At 62.6% G+C, this 18,844-nt stretch carries 16 protein-coding genes; 8 read left to right on the top strand and 8 right to left on the bottom strand.

Annotation, left to right across the window (positions count from 1 at the left end; genetic code table 11):
- Window positions 1-5 precede the first annotated feature (5 nt).
- From C0606_02635 to C0606_02615, 5 genes are all read left to right on the top strand, one after another.
- The gene (locus C0606_02635; GenBank protein ID PLX39431.1) at window positions 6-1,397 is read left to right on the top strand and encodes a branched-chain amino acid ABC transporter permease; all 1,392 of its coding nucleotides are present in this window, start codon (window positions 6-8) and stop codon (window positions 1,395-1,397) included.
- Window positions 1,394-2,641 carry a threonine ammonia-lyase gene (locus C0606_02630; GenBank protein PLX39430.1) on the top strand — a complete coding sequence of 416 codons (1,248 nt, stop codon included), beginning with the start codon at window positions 1,394-1,396 and terminating at the stop codon, window positions 2,639-2,641. The genes C0606_02635 and C0606_02630 overlap by 4 nt, the downstream gene beginning before the upstream one ends.
- Before the next feature lie 89 nt (window positions 2,642-2,730).
- Complete coding sequence (locus tag C0606_02625; protein ID PLX39673.1) at window positions 2,731-3,234, top strand: RDD family protein; 504 nt, start codon at window positions 2,731-2,733, stop codon at window positions 3,232-3,234.
- Window positions 3,235-3,341: 107 nt separating this feature from the next.
- Complete coding sequence (locus C0606_02620; GenBank protein ID PLX39429.1) at window positions 3,342-5,141, top strand: SLC13 family permease; 1,800 nt, start codon at window positions 3,342-3,344, stop codon at window positions 5,139-5,141.
- Between the two features lie 50 nt (window positions 5,142-5,191).
- Window positions 5,192-5,938 carry an arginyltransferase gene (locus tag C0606_02615; protein PLX39672.1) on the top strand — a complete coding sequence of 249 codons (747 nt, stop codon included), beginning with the start codon at window positions 5,192-5,194 and terminating at the stop codon, window positions 5,936-5,938.
- 83 nt (window positions 5,939-6,021) lie between these two features.
- Here C0606_02615 and C0606_02610 read toward each other — a convergent pair whose 3' ends face one another.
- From C0606_02610 to C0606_02600, 3 genes are all read right to left on the bottom strand, one after another.
- Window positions 6,022-7,524, bottom strand: a complete 1,503-nt coding sequence (locus C0606_02610) for an IMP dehydrogenase (GenBank protein PLX39428.1) — start codon at window positions 7,522-7,524, stop codon at window positions 6,022-6,024.
- Window positions 7,525-7,664: 140 nt separating this feature from the next.
- Window positions 7,665-8,429, bottom strand: a complete 765-nt coding sequence (locus C0606_02605) for a 23S rRNA methyltransferase (GenBank protein ID PLX39427.1) — start codon at window positions 8,427-8,429, stop codon at window positions 7,665-7,667.
- A 17-nt stretch (window positions 8,430-8,446) separates the two neighbouring features.
- Window positions 8,447-9,844 carry an exopolyphosphatase gene (locus tag C0606_02600; GenBank protein PLX39671.1) on the bottom strand — a complete coding sequence of 466 codons (1,398 nt, stop codon included), beginning with the start codon at window positions 9,842-9,844 and terminating at the stop codon, window positions 8,447-8,449.
- Between the two features lie 546 nt (window positions 9,845-10,390).
- Between C0606_02600 and C0606_02595 the strand changes: the two genes are divergently transcribed.
- The 3 genes from C0606_02595 to C0606_02585 all read left to right on the top strand — a co-directional run bounded on the left by C0606_02595 (window position 10,391) and on the right by C0606_02585 (window position 13,192).
- Window positions 10,391-11,425 carry a cysteine synthase A gene (locus tag C0606_02595; protein ID PLX39669.1) on the top strand — a complete coding sequence of 345 codons (1,035 nt, stop codon included), beginning with the start codon at window positions 10,391-10,393 and terminating at the stop codon, window positions 11,423-11,425.
- A gap of 65 nt (window positions 11,426-11,490) precedes the next feature.
- A complete protein-coding gene (locus C0606_02590) occupies window positions 11,491-12,222 on the top strand; it encodes an Ala-tRNA(Pro) hydrolase (GenBank protein PLX39670.1) in 732 nt (243 codons plus the stop codon).
- Between the two features lie 127 nt (window positions 12,223-12,349).
- Window positions 12,350-13,192, top strand: a complete 843-nt coding sequence (locus tag C0606_02585; GenBank protein ID PLX39426.1) for a 3-mercaptopyruvate sulfurtransferase — start codon at window positions 12,350-12,352, stop codon at window positions 13,190-13,192.
- A gap of 240 nt (window positions 13,193-13,432) precedes the next feature.
- Here C0606_02585 and C0606_02580 read toward each other — a convergent pair whose 3' ends face one another.
- The 5 genes from C0606_02580 to C0606_02560 form a co-directional block, all read right to left on the bottom strand.
- A complete protein-coding gene (locus tag C0606_02580; protein ID PLX39425.1) occupies window positions 13,433-13,855 on the bottom strand; it encodes a hypothetical protein in 423 nt (140 codons plus the stop codon).
- 211 nt (window positions 13,856-14,066) lie between these two features.
- Window positions 14,067-14,861, bottom strand: a complete 795-nt coding sequence (locus C0606_02575; GenBank protein PLX39424.1) for an ABC transporter ATP-binding protein — start codon at window positions 14,859-14,861, stop codon at window positions 14,067-14,069.
- 63 nt (window positions 14,862-14,924) lie between these two features.
- Window positions 14,925-16,262: an amino acid ABC transporter permease gene (locus C0606_02570; GenBank protein PLX39423.1), complete on the bottom strand. Its 1,338-nt coding sequence runs from the start codon at window positions 16,260-16,262 to the stop codon at window positions 14,925-14,927.
- Between the two features lie 12 nt (window positions 16,263-16,274).
- Entirely contained in the window at window positions 16,275-17,468 is a 1,194-nt protein-coding gene (locus C0606_02565) for an amino acid ABC transporter permease (GenBank protein PLX39422.1), read from the bottom strand.
- Window positions 17,469-17,660: 192 nt separating this feature from the next.
- A complete protein-coding gene (locus C0606_02560; protein PLX39421.1) occupies window positions 17,661-18,677 on the bottom strand; it encodes an amino acid ABC transporter substrate-binding protein in 1,017 nt (338 codons plus the stop codon).
- Between the last annotated feature and the right edge of the window lie 167 nt (window positions 18,678-18,844).

Genomic DNA, 18,844 nt, shown 5'->3' with positions numbered 1-18,844 from the left:
GGGTGATGGCAGAGCAGGCGCCAGGCGAAGGACATATCGCGACACGACTTGGTCTCGCCGGCATGTTTCTCGCACTTGCCGTGCTGCTTGCCGGCTGTTCGGAACTCGATCATGCGCAGGCGCGCATCTGCGTCGACATCGTACCGGCCGTCGAGCTCGACGCGCCGCAGATACGGTTGTTGGCAATCAATGCCATCGACGGATCGGGCCCCACGGTTCGGGTCGCCTATTCGGTTCCAGACGGAACGGCAGAGCGACGCGAGTTCCTCATTTGCCGCTTCGGCGGGACCGGCTTTTCGCCGGCGCGCCGGCGAGTGGTGGCACTGCTCGGACCGGGCGGCCCGTTCAGTGGCGTTCGCCTTTTCATGATCAATCGCTTCTGGCTGGGCGAACTGGGAGCGAGTGCTGAAGGCCGGGCGCGGCTCGTTGAACTTCCCGCAGATACGAAGGCAATTGGACCCGATCTCCCGGTTGGCGCCGCCTATTTCGTGCAGCAATGGATCAACGCGTCGGCGCCGGCCGCCGTCTACGCGACGCTTGCCCTCGCCTATGCGCTCATCTACGGGCTGACGGGTCGCATCAACCTCGCCTTTGGCGAACTCGCCATGCTCGGGGCCTATGGCGCGCTGAGCGGTGTCGCCCTATCCCTGATGACCGGAAATCCCGGCATCGTGCTTTCGCTGCTGTTCGGGTTCGGCGTCGCTATTGGCGTCAATGCGGTCGCCGGGGCCGCGATCGCCCGTCATGTATTTCTGCCCCTGCTCCCACGCACCAATCAGGCGCTGCTCGTCGCAACAATCGGTCTTGCGATCGTTCTGCAGGAAACGATGCGGCTGACCCAGGGCACCAAGGAACGGTGGCTCCAACCGGTTTTGAACACGCCAGTTCGGCTGTTTGGGGGCACGTTCGATGTGGTCGGGACCCCGATGCAGGCGATCGTGACGGGCATGTGCGCGCTGGCGATCCTCGCCGTATTACAGACCATCCGGCGGGGCACATTCGGGCGCGCGTGGCGGGCGGCTTCCGACGATCCGTTGATGGCACGATTGACGGGCATCGATCCCGGCCGGGTGATCGTGCGGGCCGGCGCGCTGGCCTCCGCGCTCACGGCCCTTGCCGGCGCGGTGTTCGCGTTGCACTACGGCGGCACCAGCTTCTCGATGGGAATGATCGTCGGGTTGAAGGCACTTGTCGCCGCGGTTATCGGAGGTATCGGATCGCTTCCCGGAGCGGCGCTCGGCGGAGTTCTGATCGGTGTCGCGGAAACCTTCTGGTCGGCTTATTTGCCGCTCGCCTATCGCGATATCGCCGTACTATCGTTGCTTGTGGTCGTGCTGATCCTGAAGCCCGAGGGGGTGTTCGGTGTCAAACCGGCAGTCGAGGAAATCCGTCCATGAATACGAAGTCAGAACCGCAGCCGACGCCGACACTCGCCGACATCGAAGCGGCCGCGGAGATCATCCGCGGCGCAGTGGTACGCACGCCGCTCTTGGCCGCGCCGAAGCTGTCGGCGCTGACCCACGCCACAATCGCGGTCAAATACGAGAACATGCAGGTCACCAACGCGTTCAAGGAACGCGGCGCGCTGGTCAAGCTGACGGCGCTTGACCCGGCTGTGGCCAAACGCGGCGTCATCGCCATGTCGGCGGGCAATCATGCGCAGGCCGTCGCCTACCACGCCGAACGGCTCGGCATTCCGGCGACCATCGTCATGCCGACGGCAACGCCCTTCGTGAAGGTCGCGGCAACCCGGTCGCGCGGGGCGCGGGTGGTCCTGCACGGCGAAACGCTCGACGAGGCGCACGCCGAGGCCGAACGGATCCGCGAGGCCGAGGGGCTGACCTGGGTTCACCCGTTCGACGATCCGGACGTGATCCGGGGCCAGGGCACGATTGCGCTTGAAATGCTGCAAGACGATCCCGCCATCGACACGCTGGTCGTGCCGATCGGCGGCGGCGGGCTCATTTCCGGAATGGCGATCGCGGCAAAGGCGATCAAACCGGACATTCAGGTGATCGGCGTCGAAGCCGCACTCTATCCCTCGATGTGGTGTTCTCTTCATGGCGAACCACCACGCGGCGGCGGGTTGACGCTCGCCGAAGGCATTGCGGTCAAGACCGTGGGCAAGCTGACCGCACCCATCGTGAGGGAGTTTGTCGATGACATCATTCTGGTCGACGAATCTCATCTGGAACGGGCCGTGAATGCCTTCCTGACCTTGCAGAAGACGATGGCCGAAGGCGCCGGCGCGGCGGGGCTTGCCGCGCTGCTTGCCGCACCTGACCGGTTCGTCGGACGGCATATCGGGCTCGTTCTGTGCGGCGGCAATATCGACCCGCGTGTGCTTGCCTCGATCATGGTACGCGAGCTGGCGCGAGAAGACCGTATCGTTGCCATCCGCGCATTGACCACCGACCGGCCGGGCATTCTCGGCGAGATCGCGACACTGATCGGCCGACTCGGTGGCAACATTCTCGACGTTTCGCACCATCGAATGTTCCTCGATGTCCCGGCCAAGGGGGCATCGGTCGACGTCACGATCGAAACCCGCGATGCCGCGCACGCGACCGAGATCATTTCAGCGCTGGAGGCGGCCGGCCATATCGTGCATCGGCTCGATGTCGCCGAAACCGAGTTCTGACCGGCAGCGGAAAAGGCCCGGGCGCCAGCGGATTGAAAATCCCGACGATAATCCCCATGTTTTTGTCCGTTCAGGAGGGCAAGGACACTATGACCCATAGCCACGACACCACGGAAAGCCTCGAGGGGCGCGATTTCGTTTTCGATCCGATCGATCAGCCGGAATTGTTCTCCGACGTGCGCCGTCGGCGCATCTTCGCGTTCCTGCTCGACGTGGCCGCAATTGCGATCCTGACCCTCGCGTCCGGTGTCATCGTGTTCTTCCTCGGCCTGTTCACCTTCGGGCTCGGATGGCTGCTCTATGCCTTCCTGTGGCAGGCGGTCGCCCTCATCTACAGTGCCTTCACGCTTGGCGGCCCGACCTCGGCGACGCCCGGCATGCGCGCGATGGGGCTTGAAATGCGGCTTTGGCACGGCGGCCGGATGTATCCGCTGCTGGCCGCCGTTCATGCCATTCTTTATTGGCTGTCGGTCACCTTTCTGACGCCGCTGGTGCTCATCGTTTCGCTGATCAGCGACCGCAAGCGCTGCCTGCACGATATCGTGCTGGGTACGGTTGTGCTCGACGCGACGGCTCTCTCACGCAGCTATTGACGCCGGGCTTCCTGCCGTCGATGGTCCACGCATGGGGATCGGCGCCCGCCCTCCCCGTGTGAGGAACGGCAGGAGCCAAAACCGTGAGCACGATGCCGGACCCCGCAATGGTCCTGACATTCGCCGTGATCGCCTTGACGATCGTGCTCTACGCGTGGGAACGCGTGCCGATCGAGGTGATCTCGCTTGGTTCGGTCGCGTCTCTTATCGTCATCTTCGCATTGTTTCCGGCAACAACTCCGTCCGGTGTGGCCCTGGGACCTGGCGACCTCCTCGCAGGCTTCGCCAACCCTGCCCTCATCACGATTCTCTGCCTGCTGGTTATCGGACAGGCACTGTTCCACACCGATGCACTGGAAACCCCCGGCCAGATGATCGCCGACTGGGGCCGACGGCACGGCACGATCGTGCTCTATGTCCTGCTGCTCGGGACCGGCGTGCTGAGCGCGTTACTCAACAACACCCCCGTCGTGGTGATGGCGCTGCCGGTTCTAACCGCGCTTGCGCAGGCGCAGAGCAGGTCGACGTCGCAGATCCTGATGCCGCTGTCCTTCATCACCATTCTTGGCGGCATGACGACGATCATCGGCTCTTCGACCAACCTGCTGGTCGCCGATGTTGCCGCCGGATCGGGTGTGGTCACGCTCGATTTCTTCTCCTTCACGCCGATCGGCACAACGCTTGCGCTCGCCGGCGCCGGGTACGCCCTTTTCATCGTGCCATGGTTGATGCGCAACCGGGCCGCCGTCACCGATACCAGCCGCCCGTCCGGCAAGCAGTTCATTGCCCAGATCGAAATCGGCCCGGGTCATCCGCTGGTCGGCGCCAAGCCGGTCGCCGGCATGTTCGACGAACTCGGCGATATGACCGTCCGCCTGATCCTGCGCGGTGAAACGCCGTTCCTGCCGCCCTATGCCAGCACGACGCTTGCCGAGGGTGATCGTGTTGTCGTCGCCGCCACCCGCCAGCAACTGCGCAACGCGCTCGCCGAACACCGCGTGTTTGCCTCACAGGCGATGCGGCCCGAGGCCCGTTCCCCCGTCGACGGCGACGACCTGATGCTCGCCGAAGCGGTCGTCGCGCCGGGTTCTCGCCTCATCGGGCGGACCATCGTTCAGGCCGGGTTGCAGGCAACGATCTGCTGCGTGGTGCTCGGCATTCAGCGCCGCTCGCGGATGCCGCGCATGGCGATGTCGGATATCCTGCTCGAGGCCGGCGACGTGTTGCTTCTGGCCGGCGATCACGACGACATCGAGACCCTGCGCAACAGCCACGACATCCTGATCATGGAATGGTCGACGGCGGATGTCCCGCGCCGGGCGAACGCGCCTCGGGCACTCGCTATCTTCGGTGCGGTCGTGGCGGCCGCGGCCAGCGGCCTCGTGCCGATCGTTTCAGCCGCCATCGTCGGCGCTTTCGCGATGCTCGCGTCTGGCTGCATCAACACGCGCCAGGCGATGCGCGCCCTCGACAGCCGGATCTACATGATGGTCGGAGCGTCGATCGCCAATGCAGCCGCGCTGGACGCGACCGGCGGCGCGCGTGCGATTGCCGATGGCGTCGTCGCGCTGATGGAAGGTCAGCCTCCGCTGATGCTGATATCCGGGTTTTTCCTGTTGATCGCAATCCTGACCAACCTTTTGTCGAACAATGCAACCGCGGTTCTTTTCACGCCAATCGCGCTTGGTATCGCAGCGCGCGGCGGGTTGCCGGCGGAGCCCTTCGTGGTGGCGGTCATTCTGGCGGCCAATTGTTCGTTTGCGACGCCGATCGGCTATCAGACGAACCTTTTGGTCATGGGTCCCGGTAACTATCGGTTTGCCGATTTTCTCATTGCCGGCATCCCTTTGGTCGTACTTCTCTGGATAGTCTTCACCATCACCGTGCCACTATACTATGGTTTATGATGTCGTCGTGATCAGATCATATTTTGGCATTGATGGAGTCGCAGACCGCCATGACGCGGCACATGATCGACAATCCTCAGTTTTATCTGACCGCCCCTGCTGTGTGCCCTTATCTGGCGGATCGCATGGAACGGAAAGTGTTCACGCACCTGATCGGTGAACGCGCGGCAACGCTGAACGACATTCTCACCCAGGGTGGTTTCCGCCGCAGCCAGAACATCGCCTATCGTCCGGCCTGCGAGAACTGCCGGTCCTGCGTTTCAGTGCGTGTCGTCGTCGATGCCTTTCACGAAACGAAGTCATTCCGCCGCGTCGAGGCTGCCAATACCGACATTATCGGAACGGAAATGGCGCTGGAGCCAACCTCTGAACAATACGATCTGTTTCGCGACTATCTCGACGCGCGTCATGCCGATGGCGGCATGGCCGACATGAGCGTCAAGGATTATGCGATGATGATCGAGGACACCCATGTCGACACGATGATCGTCGAATATCGTCCGCGCGGTGTCGACAGCGGTATCACCGGTGTCGGCGATGGTCCGCTCCTGGGGGTCGCGCTTACCGACATCCTCTCCGACGGGTTATCGATGGTCTACTCGTTCTTCGACACCAGCCGGCCCGAGCGCAGCTTCGGCACCTACATGATCCTCGAACATATCCGACGAGCGCGGCGCATGGGCCTTCCTTATGTCTATCTCGGCTATTGGGTCGAAGGATCGACCAAGATGGACTACAAGGCCCGCTTTCGGCCGCAGGAAATGCTGACGGCGCACGGCTGGATCCGGCAGGACTGAACCGCCATCTCGGTAACAAAAAACCGCGGTCGAATTTGCTTCGACCGCGGTTTTTGTTTTTCGTTCACTGCGTCGTAGCGCGATCAGCTCTGGCTCGGGTAGTTCGGGCTTTCGCGGGTGATGGTCACGTCGTGTGCGTGGCTTTCGCGCAGGCCCGCACCCGAGATGCGCACGAACCGCGCCTTGTTCCTGAAATCCTCGAGATCGCGGGCACCGGCGTAGCCCATCGCGGCGCGCAGGCCGCCGGCGAGCTGATGCAGCACGCTGGCGAGCGGCCCCTTGTAGGGCACCTGACCTTCGATGCCTTCCGGCACGAGCTTCAGGGAATCGCGCACTTCCGCCTGGAAGTAGCGATCCGCCGAACCGCGCGCCATGGCGCCGACCGAACCCATCCCGCGATAGGATTTGTAGGAACGGCCCTGGTAGAGATAGACCTCGCCGGGGCTTTCATCCGTGCCGGCCAGCAGCGAGCCGACCATGACGCAGGACGCGCCGGCGGCGAGCGCCTTAGCAAGGTCACCGGAGTATTTGATGCCGCCATCGGCGATCACCGGAATGCCCTGCTTGGACGCGACTTCGACGGTATCCAGAATGGCGGTGAGCTGCGGCACGCCAACGCCGGCGACGATGCGGGTGGTGCAGATCGAGCCCGGACCAATGCCGACCTTGACGGCGTCCGCACCGGCATCGATGAGCGCAAGCGCACCTTCCGGCGTTGCGATGTTGCCGGCGATCACCTGCACCCGGTTCGAAAGCGCCTTGATCTTGGTGACCGACTGAAGCACGCGTTCCGAATGACCGTGCGCGGTATCGACAACGATCAGGTCGACGCCGGCATCGATCAGCCGCTCGCTGCGCTCGAGACCGTCATCGCCGACGGTGGTCGCGGCCGCGACGCGCAACCGGCCCTGCTCGTCCTTCGAGGCGTTTGGGTTGAGCTGCGACTTCTCCATGTCCTTGACGGTGATGAGGCCGATGCAATTGTACTTGTCGTCGACCACCAGCAGCTTTTCAATGCGGTGATGATGCAGCAGGCGCTTGGCTTCTTCCTGGCTGACGTTGTCGCTGACCGTGATCAGGTTTTCCCGTGTCATCAGTTCGTAGACGCGCTGCCCGGGATTGGAGGCGAAACGGACGTCGCGGTTGGTGAGGATACCAACCAGCCGGCCCGGCTGCTGAGCGCCCGAGCCGCCGTTCTCGACCACCGGAATGCCGGAAATCCCGTACTGCTTCATGAGCGCGAGCGCATCGGCGAGCGTTGCGTCGGGACCGATGACGACCGGATTGACCACCATGCCGGATTCGAACTTCTTGACCTGGCGGACCTCTTCGGCCTGCTGCTCCGGCGTCAGGTTGCGGTGAATGACGCCGAGACCGCCGGCCTGGGCCATGGCGATCGCGAGCTTGCCTTCGGTAACGGTGTCCATCGCCGAGGAAATGATCGGAAGGTTCAGATCGAGCGTGGAGGTAACATGCGAACGAATGTCGACCTCGCCGGGCATCACCTCGGAATGACCAGGCAGGATAAGGACGTCATCGAAGGTGAGAGCTTCCCGGCTGTGGGCCGGTTCGTAAAAGACGGGCATGCCAATTCTCCGCACAAAATGCCCGCCGACCCGGCTGACTCACGAAAAATGGAGGCACCCGATGGAATCGGCACAGGCTGAAAAGATTGGCGGTGGTGAATATCACGCGACCGGCGACTTGGAAAGCCGCCGGGCGATATTCATTCGTCTTCGCTGATATTCATTTCGTCGCGGTCGCCGCGGTCGTCGTCGCGCCGCCCACGGAACCCCTTGGCCAGCACATAGAGCTCGGCGGAATCGGCGCGGCTCGCGGCCGGCTTGACGTGGAAGACGGCGGTGAAATCCCGTTTCAGGTCGGCAAGCAGCGTGTGCTCGGTCCCGCCCTGAAAAACCTTGGCAAGGAAAGCCCCGCCAGGCACGAGCACCTCGCGGGCGAATTCAAGCGCCACTTCGCATAAATGCATGATGCGAAGGTGGTCGGTCTTCTTGTGGCCCGTCGTCGGTGCTGCCATGTCCGAGAGCACGATATCGGCGTTGTGACCACCAAGTGCGTCGCGCAGCATGTCGGGTGCATCGTCGTCGAGGAAATCCTTTTCCAGCAGCGTCACCCCGGCGATCGGCTCCATGCCGAGATAGTCGATGCCGACGACCAGAATGTTGTCGTCCGTCGAACCGGTGCGGGCGACGGAGACCTGCGACCAGCCGCCGGGCGCGGCGCCGAGGTCGACCACCCGCATGCCCTTCTTCAACAGATTGTGCTTGTCGTCGATCTCGAGCAGCTTGTAGGCGGCGCGCGACCGGTATCCTTCGGCCTTTGCCCGCGCGACGTAGGGATCGTTCAGCTGTCGCTCGAGCCAGCGTTGCGACGACGGCGTGCGCTTCTTGGCGGTCTTGAGGCGCTGCTTGATGCCCCGTCCACTGCTGCCGCGTCCGCTGCTGCCGCGTTCTCCGGATTTCTGGCTCATCGCGTCCTCTCCTGTTCTCAACGAGGCCGGCGTGTGCGCGAACGCCGCCGCCGCCAGACGCCGTCGGCGGCCATCAGTTCGACCAGAATGCCCTCGCGGAGTCCCCTGTCGGCAACCCGCAGGCGCGGACAGGGCCATTTACGATGGATCGCCTCGAGGATCGCACAGCCGGCGAGCACCAGATCGGCCCGGTCGGCGCCGATGCAAGGATTGGCGACCCTCTCCTCGAACGGCATGGCGACCAGTTTCTGGATCATTGCCGTCATGGCGGTGCCCTCAAGCCAGGTTCCATCGACCCGGCGACGATCGTAGCGTGCGAGATCGAGGTGAATGCCTGCGAGCGTCGTTACCGTACCGGACGTGCCGAGCATATGCACCTGCCCGCGCGCGACCGCTTTGGCAAGCGACTCCGCTTCACCGAAGCCTTCGAGCGCCTCGAGGACATCGGCCACCATTTCCTCGAAGATCTCCGGCGTTACGTGAACCCCGCCATGGCGCTCCGACAGCGTGACGACGCCAAGTGGTAAAGACATCCAGGAGCGGATGAAACGGGTCAGCGCCACACCGCGCTGATAGGTGCGGTTGCGCAGGTCGAGCCAGACCAGTTCCGATGAGCCGCCGCCGATATCGAACAGGACGACGCCCTCGGCCTCGCGATCGATCAGCGTGGCGCAACCGGCAACGGCGAGGCGCGCTTCGGTCTCGCGATTGACGATCTCCAGCGCCAGCCCGGTTTCTTCCTCGATACGGGTGATGAAGCCCTCGCCATTGTCGGCGATACGGCAGGCCTCGGTCGCGATTAGCCGGGCGCGTTCGACGCCACGGTCGCTCAGCTTTTTGCGACAGACATGCAGGGCGGAGATCGCCCGGTCCATGGCATCGTCGCTCAGCCGGCCGGAATGCGAGATCCCCTCGCCCAGCCGGACGATGCGGGAGAATGCATCCACCACCTTGAAACCGCGCTCCAGCGGTTCGGCGATCAAAAGACGGCAATTGTTGGTGCCGAGATCGAGCGCTGCATAGAGGTCCTGCTTGCGGCGCGGTGTCGCCGGCGCAGCAACGCGACGCGCGCCCTGTTGCGGTGCGTCGGCTCCGGGATCGCGTTTCTGTTGTTCCGGCGCCGATTGTGCTTGTGGCGCCGCCTGTCCGGCGGCCAATTCCTGCGCCGAGGTATTCGGCAATTCCGTTGTCTGCAGCGGTTTCGGCGCGCTGCCCTTGCCGCCACGACGCCGGCGCGCCCGGGTCCGCCGCTTGCGGCCGCTTGCCGGTGCCGAGGCAGGGTTTCCTTCCCCAGCGCTTGTAGAAACTTGGCCGCCGCCGTTCGGCGTCACGGAATTCGGAGCGTTTTCCTTGGAACCTGGTTGCGCGCACGCGCCATCGCCGGCGCCTGTTTCAGTCACCGTCTGCGACGCCACGGCATCGCCGTGTCGCTTCCCTCTCTTCCGGCGGCGGCGGCGGCGCGACCGTTTCGAGGCAGACTGGTGCTGCACCCGATCTCCGGTTTCGCCTTTGTCCGGCGTCGAAGGCTGCGCATCGTTGTGCGTGCGCGCCTCATCATCGCCGGACTTGTCACCACGAACCGGCGCCGTTTCGTCACGCCGATCGTCCAAGTCACTGTCCTCATGCCAGCCGGGCCGATCGGCCCTGGCGGCAAAAAAGAGTCACGTTTGAAAAGAAGTTTAGCAGGTGCCCGGCTGGCGGCAAGCGTGTTGAACCATATGTCGGCAATATCGAGCCGGCTCGCCATCGTTGTTCCGCCGCGTGGAAACGTTCCACCGCACCAACTTGGGCCGGAAACGATCCGCTTTTCACAGATTGGGAGTTTCGCGAATAATCCTACCAGCAGACAGGCCCATCAAGGGCATCAGATTTCTTGTCCTAACCCCTTCCGAGTCCTAGCTTTTAGGAGCGAGGGCCACGACGGTGGCCGGTTTTCAATTGAGGATTTCACCATCATGCAAGTGTCCGCCAACGTTCTTCAGACAATCGGCAACACGCCCCTCATCCGTCTGAACCGGGCCTCGGAGCTGACCGGATGCGAAATCCTCGGCAAGGCCGAATTTCTCAACCCCGGACAGTCGGTTAAGGACCGTGCAGGGCTGTTCATCATCGAGGACGCGATCGCGAAGAAACAGCTCGAGCCGGGCGGCGTCATCGTCGAGGGCACCGCCGGCAACACCGGGATCGGGCTCAGCATGGTCGCGCGCGCGCTCGGATACCGGACCGTCATCGTCATCCCCGAGACGCAGAGTGAGGAAAAGAAGCAGGCCCTGCGGCTCTATGGCGCCGAATTGATTGAGGTTCCTGCGGTGCCGTACAAGAACCCGAACAACTACGTGAAGGTGTCTGGCCGCCTCGCCGCACAGCTTGCCGCCAGCGAGCCCGGCGGCGCGATCTGGGCCAACCAGTTCGACAATGTCGCCAATCGCGACGGGCATATCCGCACGACGGCGAAGGAGATCTGGCAGCAGACCGACGGCAAGATCGACGGGTTCATCTGCGCGGTTGGCACGGGCGGTACGCTCGCCGGCGTCGGCATGGGGCTGAAAGAGTTCAATCCGGCGATCAAGATCGGCCTCGCCGACCCGATGGGCGCGGCGCTCTACAGCTACTACACAACCGGCGAATTCGCCTCGGAAGGCTCGTCGATCACGGAAGGGATCGGCCAGGGCCGGATCACCGCGAATCTGGAGGGTGCGCCGGTCGATCTCGCCTATCGGATCGGCGATAACGAAGCGCTGCCGATCATCTTCGATCTCGTCGAACAGGAAGGACTGTGCCTTGGCGGCTCGTCGGGCATCAACATCGCCGGCGCAATCCGCATGGCCAGGGAACTCGGGCCCGGCCACACCATCGTGACGGTCCTTTGCGATTACGGCACGCGCTACGCCTCGAAGCTATTCAACCCCGCCTTCCTGACGGAAAAGGGGTTGCCGGTGCCGAACTGGCTTGCGACAAAGGAAGCCTTGTCCATTCCGTTCGAGCCGGCAGCCTGACAGCGGCACATCGCGCGCCGCGGAAGACCCGCCCGGTCCAGCTTTCGAGGCCTCCCATGAGCAGCGTGACGACCCAGCTTTTCCGCGAAGATTCCTATCTGACGACGTGCGAAGCAACGGTTGTCGGGGTCAATGATCGCGGCGGCATCGTGCTCGACCGGACGATCTTCTATCCGACAGGCGGCGGTCAGCTGGGTGATAGCGGCTCGCTCGAACGCGCCGACGGGTCGACGATTGCGATCGCGACCACGGTCTATGGTGAGAGCAAGGAAGAGATCGTCCATGTGCCGGCGGAAGGCTCGACGATGCCGGAGGCGGGCGAGAAGGTCGTCTGCCATGTGGACTGGCCGCGCCGCTATCGACATATGCGCGTGCACACCGCGCTGCATCTGTTGTCGGCCGTGCTGCCCTATCCCGTAACCGGCGGCCAGATCAGCGACGGCGACGGGCGCCTCGATTTCGACATTCCCGAAGCGGGCATCGACAAGGACGAAGTTACGGAAAAGGTCAACGAACTGATTGCCGAAGACCTGCCGGTGTCGTTCGAGTGGATCAGCGACGAGGAAATGGCCGCACAGCCGGAGCTGGTGAAGACCATGAGCGTCAAACCGCCAATGGGTAGCGGCCGGGTTCGTCTGATCCGTGTCGGCGAGGATGCCGATCTGCAGCCCTGTGGCGGGACGCATGTGGCGGCCACGGGGGAAATCGGCCGGATTTCCGTCACCAAGATCGAAAAGAAGGGCAAGCAGAACCGCCGGGTGCGCATCCGCCTCGAGGAGACCGGCGACACCGCCTGATCGGCTGCGTCGTCTGAGCCCTTGCCCCCACCTGCCCTCCGGTCCATATCATTTGGGTTCAACAGGCGGCCTCCTGCACGGCCGCGAAAGAATGGCCTCAAGGCCATCAATTTCAGGGAGATACCACATGACGCGCAAGCACCTCGTCTCGACCGACTGGCTCGCTGAACACATCGAGTCACCCGACGTGGTGCTGATCGACGGGTCCTGGTATCTCGAAATCACCAAGCGCAACGGCTACGAGGAATACCTCGAAGAGCATCTGCCGGGTGCGGTCTATTTCGACATCGACGATATCGCCGACACCGCGTCGACGCTGCCGCACATGCTGCCGAACACCACCGTTTTCGCTTCCAAGATGCGCAAGCTCGGCATCGGCGACGGTCAGAAAATCGTCATCTATGACGGCGAAGGCTACATCTCCGCACCGCGCGTGTGGTGGACGTTCCGGCTGATGGGCGTCACCGATGTGGTCATTCTCGAAGGCGGCCTGCCGAAATGGGACGACGAGCAACGCCCGCTCGATTTCGGTCTCGTCAAACGCCAGGAACGGCACTTCACGGCGCGTTTCGATCATGGCGGCGTGCGCGACATGGACGATGTGGAAAAGGCGCTCGCGACCGGCTCGGCGCAAGTCGTCGACACCCGGGCCCACGGCCGGTTCATCGGTAAGGATCCCGAACCGCGCGAGGGCGTTGCGTCCGGCCACATGAAGGGCGCGATCAACCTGCCCGGCGCCGATCTTCTGACCATCGACGGCCAGCTCAAGGACAATGACGGTATCCGTGCAGCCATTGCCGAGGCCGGCATCGACTTGTCCAAGCCGATCATCACGTCGTGCGGATCGGGCGTGACCGCGTCGCTGCTTAACTTCGCGCTCGAAGTGATCGGACACCACGACCATTCGCTGTACGACGGCTCATGGACGGAGTGGGTGGTCGCCGGCAAGCCGATCGAAACCGGCGAATAGGCAGCCCCCCTCCCGATTCCCCTTAGTTTTCAGCCGAATGCGGGCAGACGCCGGAGCCAGCGTTAGCGACCACTGCGCGCCGACACATGCATCCCGCATGCATTGTTTATGCGCCCTGCCCGGTTTCTAAAAAACAGATGTGGCCACGCGACTCCGCGAGTCGGCCTGTTGCGTGCCTTTTCGCATCCGAACCGCCTGCCGACTTTTCGCTGACGAACACCTTCGCCTCGGGAAAGCGCGTTACAGGTTCAGCGGACCTTCGATCTTGTCGGTTGCGCCGCCTTCGACGGCGAGCCAGATGCGCCAGTGCTTGTCCTTGTAGTGGGCAATCATCGGAGGTGCGAGGGAGTCGTCGTCGTCCAGCGGCGCCGCGTCGGTGCGCTGCATCAGGATGATTTCTAGCGTACCGCGCATATGCGCGCCATCGTCATCGGCATGGATGAGCTGGGCTTCCAGGATATAGGCGTAAGGCTCGTCGATGCGTTTGCTGATCTTGCTGAGATGGGTCGCCTGCAGCTTGAGGCGCAGCTTGCCGATCTCGACATTGATCGACTCAAGAGCACCGGGATAGGTGCCGATCAGCGGGGTGACGGCCGCGCCGTCATCGATGGTTTCGTCAAGTTGAACCGCTGCATTGAAAACGTCGCCATCGGATACGCCCAAGGCGAGTTTGCGACCTACGTGGCTGACATAGCCGCTCAGTCGGAAGCTTTTCGACACCGTATGCCCTTCCGTCCCTCGACCCGACGGAATGTGCCCCGACCCCTTCGGGGCCGCTTCGCCCGGCCTATTGCAATTGCCCCCCAGCAATTACCGGAACGGCACGCATGGCGCCGCTCCGCCTGACAGTGTGTCCGAGTCGCCCCTGTTCCGGCTAGTGCAGAATCTGGCTCAGGAACAGCTTGGTGCGGTCGTGCTTGGGATCGTTGAAGAACGCTTCAGGTTCGTTCTGTTCGACGATCTGGCCGGCATCCATGAAGATGACGCGGTTGGCGACCTGGCGGGCAAAGCCCATTTCGTGCGTGACGCACAGCATGGTCATGCCTTCTTCGGCAAGACCGACCATGACGTCCAGCACTTCCTTGATCATTTCCGGATCGAGCGCCGAAGTCGGTTCGTCGAACAGCATGATGCGCGGGTTCATGCACAGGCTGCGGGCGATCGCCACGCGTTGCTGCTGGCCACCGGAAAGCTGGCCAGGATATTTCAGCGCCTGCTCCGGGATCTTCACGCGCTCCAGATAGTGCATCGCGATGTCTTCGGCTTCCTTCTTGGGCATCTTGCGAACCCAGATCGGCGCCAGCGTGCAGTTCTCCAGAATGGTCAGATGCGGGAACAGGTTGAAGTGCTGGAACACCATCCCGACTTCACGGCGGATCTCATCGATCCGCTTGAGGTCGTCGGTCAGCTCGATGCCGTCGACGATGATCTGGCCGCGCTGGTGCTCTTCCAGACGGTTGATGCAGCGGATCATGGTCGACTTGCCAGAGCCCGACGGGCCGCAGATGACGATACGCTCGCCGCGCATCACCTTCAGATTGATATCACGCAACACGTGGAAATCGCCGTACCACTTGTGGACGTCGACCATCTCGATGGCGACTTCGGTTTCGGAAATTTCCAATTTCGATCGGGTGCCGCCGGTCGCTTCCGCGCTTTGTTCGGTCATGGTTTCGGTTCCCCTTGAACTTTTTGCGAAGCGGGCGCCGCTCGAAGCGGCGCCCGTCGTTAATCAGCGTTTGTGGCCGGTGTGCAGGCGCTTCTCCATGAAGATGGAATAGCGCGACATGCTGAAGCAGAAGACCCAGAAGATCAGCGCCGCAAACAGGTAGCCGGTGTGGCTGGTGAACGGCGTGGACCATTTCGGGTCGGTGAACGACGACTGCACCTGACCGAGCAGATCGAACAGGCCGATGATCAGGACCAGCGTGGTGTCCTTGAACAGCGCGATGAAGCTGTTGACGATGCCCGGGATGACCAGCTTGAGAGCCTGAGGCAGGACGATGAGACCCATCATCTGCCAGTAGGTCAGACCAAGCGCCTGGGCGCCTTCATGCTGGCCTTTCGGGATCGCCTGCAGACCGCCGCGCACCACCTCGGCCATATAGGCGGCCGAGAACAGCGCGACACCGATCAGTGCACGCAACAGCTTGTCGAAGGTCACGCCCTCCGGCAGGAACAGCGGCAGCATCACGCTCGACATGAACAGCACGGTGATCAACGGCACGCCGCGCCAGAACTCGATGAAGATCACCGAGGACAGACGAACGGCCGGCAGCTTGGAACGCCGCCCGAGTGCCAGCAGGATGCCGAGCGGCAACGACGCCGTGATGCCGGTAATGGCAACGACGAGCGTAACCAGCAGGCCGCCCCACTTGTCGGTTTCAACCGTCCGCATGCCGAAGTCGATATCGATGACCACCATGACGACGGCGATCAGTGCGAAAATCACCGCAATGGCGATTGCCGGAGCGTTGCTCTCGGACTCCGCCATTCTGGTGATGACCTTGGTCAGACCGACGGCCGCGGCCGCAATGATCAGGAAATCGACCCAGAACTTCAGCGTCGACGGCGCCATCACGGCGTCGGGAAGCAGGAAGCCATCGAGGTCCAGATTGCCTCCGGTCAGCAGGACAAAGGCCAGCACCGGATAGACGCCGAGGAGCAGGATCGCGTTTTCCCGCTTGAACGGGACTTTCGGGATCAGCATCGGGACCAGAAGCAGGATGCCCGAGGCGAACACGATGTCCACCCGCCAGCGTTCCGGATCCGGATAGCGGCCGTAGATGAACTGCGAGAAATACGCATCCACATAGGCCCAGCAGGCGCCATGATTGGCAAGGCAGGACTCGCGCCCGTCGCCTTCCCATGTCGCGTCAACAAGCGCGAATTGGATTAGCGGCGGCACCAGCAGATAGATCAGATAAATGCCGAACAGCGTGAGGACCGTATTGAACACGCTTGAGAACAGGTTGGCGCGCATCCAGCCGATGACGCCGACTTGCGTCGACGGCGGCGGCAGGCTGTCGCTGAACTCGGTTCGGACGTAGCTGAGATCGGTATTCGACATGACTCCGCCCCCTTACCGTTCGACCAATGCCATACGGGCATTGAACCAGTTCATGAACAACGAGGTCAGCAGGCTGAGCGCCAGGTAGACCAGCATCGTGATGGAAAGCACCTCGACGGCCTGACCGGTCTGGTTGAGAACCGTACCGGCGAACACGGAGACGAGATCGGGATAGGCGATCGCGACCGCGAGCGACGAGTTCTTGGTCAGGTTGAGATACTGGTTGGTCAGCGGCGGAATGATCACGCGCATGGCCTGCGGAATGATCACCAGACGCAGCGTCGGGCTCGGCCGCAGGCCCAGCGAATAGGACGCCTCGGTCTGACCGTGGCTGACGGCGAGAATGCCGGCACGGACGATTTCCGCGATATAGGACGCGGTATAGATCGAAAGCGCGAGCAGCAAGCCGACGAATTCGGGGATGACCTTCATGCCGCCGGCGAAATTGAAGCCCTTGAGCGCCGGGAAATCGAGCGTAATCGGCATGCCCATCGCGAAGAAGGCGATCAGCGGCAGGCCGAACAGAATGCCGAGCGAGACATAGAAGGTATGGAACTGCTGGCCGGTCGCCATCTGACGTTTACGAGCCCAGCGCGCCATCACGATGATTATGGCTATCGCAACAAGGACCGCGATCCCGACGACGCCGGCGCCGTCACCCATGACGGGTCTCGGCATGAACAGACCGCGATTGTTAAGGAAGATGCTTCCTGGAATCTCGACGCTGTTGCGCGGATTGGGCACCGCACGCAGAACCGCGAAGTACCAGAAGAAGATCTGAAGAAGCAGAGGAACGTTGCGGACGACCTCGATGTAGACATAGGCGATACGGGAGATCACCCAGTTCGAGGACAGCCGTGCGATGCCGATGACGAAGCCCAACACGGTGGCGAAGAAGATGCCGATGATGGCAATCAGCAGCGTGTTGAGGAAGCCGACGAGAAATGCCTGGCCGTAACTCGATTCCTCGGAATAGTCGATCAGCGACTGCGTAACGGCGAAGCCGGCCGTATTGTCGAGAAATCCAAACCCCGATGCGATGTTCTGGCGTTCGAGGTTGATGATCGCGTTGGTTACGATGTTGTAACCGATGAAGACGATCCCGATTACGAGAAGCGCCTGATAGAGCAAGCCGCGGATCTTCGGATCGTTGATCCACGCGACTTTCGGGACATCTTCCTGTCCCCGTTTGTCTGCCACAGCCATATCCCCTCACACGGCCCACACCCGCCCCACCTGGACGGGGTCGTGGATTATGCAGGAGGCGGATCAAGTGATTGGTCCGGCGCGCTATTTCTAAATGACAGCGTGTCCGGTTCTGAATTTATCCGCCGCCCACTCGGAGGCTTCTTCCGGGCAGGTTTCCCCGCCCGGAGAAGTCCGTTGGATCGCCGCGGATTAGCGGATCGGCGGGGCGTACTGCAGGCCGCCCTTCGACCACAGCGCATTGACGCCGCGAGCGATGCCGAGCGGGGTTTCCGGACCGACGTTGCGGTCGAACATCTCGCCGTAGTTACCGACCTGCTTGACGATCTGGTAGGCCCAGTCGTTGCCGATGCCGAGCGGCTCGCCGAACGCACCTTCGGTGCCCAGCATGCGCTTGATGCTCGGGTTGTCGGAACCCTTCATCTCGTCGACGTTGGCCATGGTGACGCCCATTTCTTCGGCATTGACCTGCGCGAAGAGGGTCCACTTGGCAATGTTGAACCACTGGTCATCGCCCTGACGGACGACCGGGCCGAGCGGCTCCTTGGAGATGATTTCCGGCAGAACGGTGTGCTCGTCCGGGCTGGTCAGCTTCAGGCGCTGCGCATAGAGGCCCGAGGCGTCCGTGGTGTAGACGTCGCAACGACCGGCGTCATAGGCCTGCACAACTTCGTCGGCCTTTTCGAAGGCGACGATTTCGTACGGCATGTTGTTGGCGCGGAAGTAGTCAGCGACGTTCAGCTCGGTGGTGGTGCCGGTGTTCGTGCACACGCTGGCGCCGGAAAGCTCGAGAGCCGAGGCAACGCCAAGCGACTTGCGAACCATGAAGCCCTGACCGTCGTAGTAGTTGACGCCGGCGAAGTTCAGGCCGAGAGCGGTGTCGCGGCTCATGGTCCAGGTCGTGTTGCGCGGCAGGACGTCGATTTCACCCGACTGCAGAGCCGTGAAGCGTTCCTTGGCCGACAGCGGGGTGAACTTCACCTTGGTCGCATCGCCGAAAACAGCAGCAGCCATCGCGCGGCAGAAGTCGACGTCGAGGCCGGTCCAGTTGCCCTTGTCGTCGGGGTTCGAGAAGCCCGGGAGACCCTGGCTCACACCGCACTGGATGAAGCCCTTGGCCTTTACGTCGTCGAGCGTCGCAGCCGAAGCCGTCGTCGCAAACGCGGCAAACGTTGCGCCGATGAGAACGGGCATAAGTTTGGTTTTCATGAGAGATGCTGCCTTTTCTGTTACCCTGTGAGTATCGTGTTTTTTCTGAAGTTGGCGCCATATTCCGCCGCCGCAGGCCCGCCGACATCTCCTCCCTGTCGAACGAAACCGCGATGAACGGATGCAAACCCAACTCCCGGGCAAGCATCACATGCCATTTAACCGGC

This window comes from Hyphomicrobiales bacterium, from assembly GCA_002869065.1.
Classification (GTDB): domain Bacteria; phylum Pseudomonadota; class Alphaproteobacteria; order Rhizobiales; family Rhodobiaceae; genus Rhodobium.
This window is presented reverse-complemented; position numbering and strand designations above follow the sequence as displayed.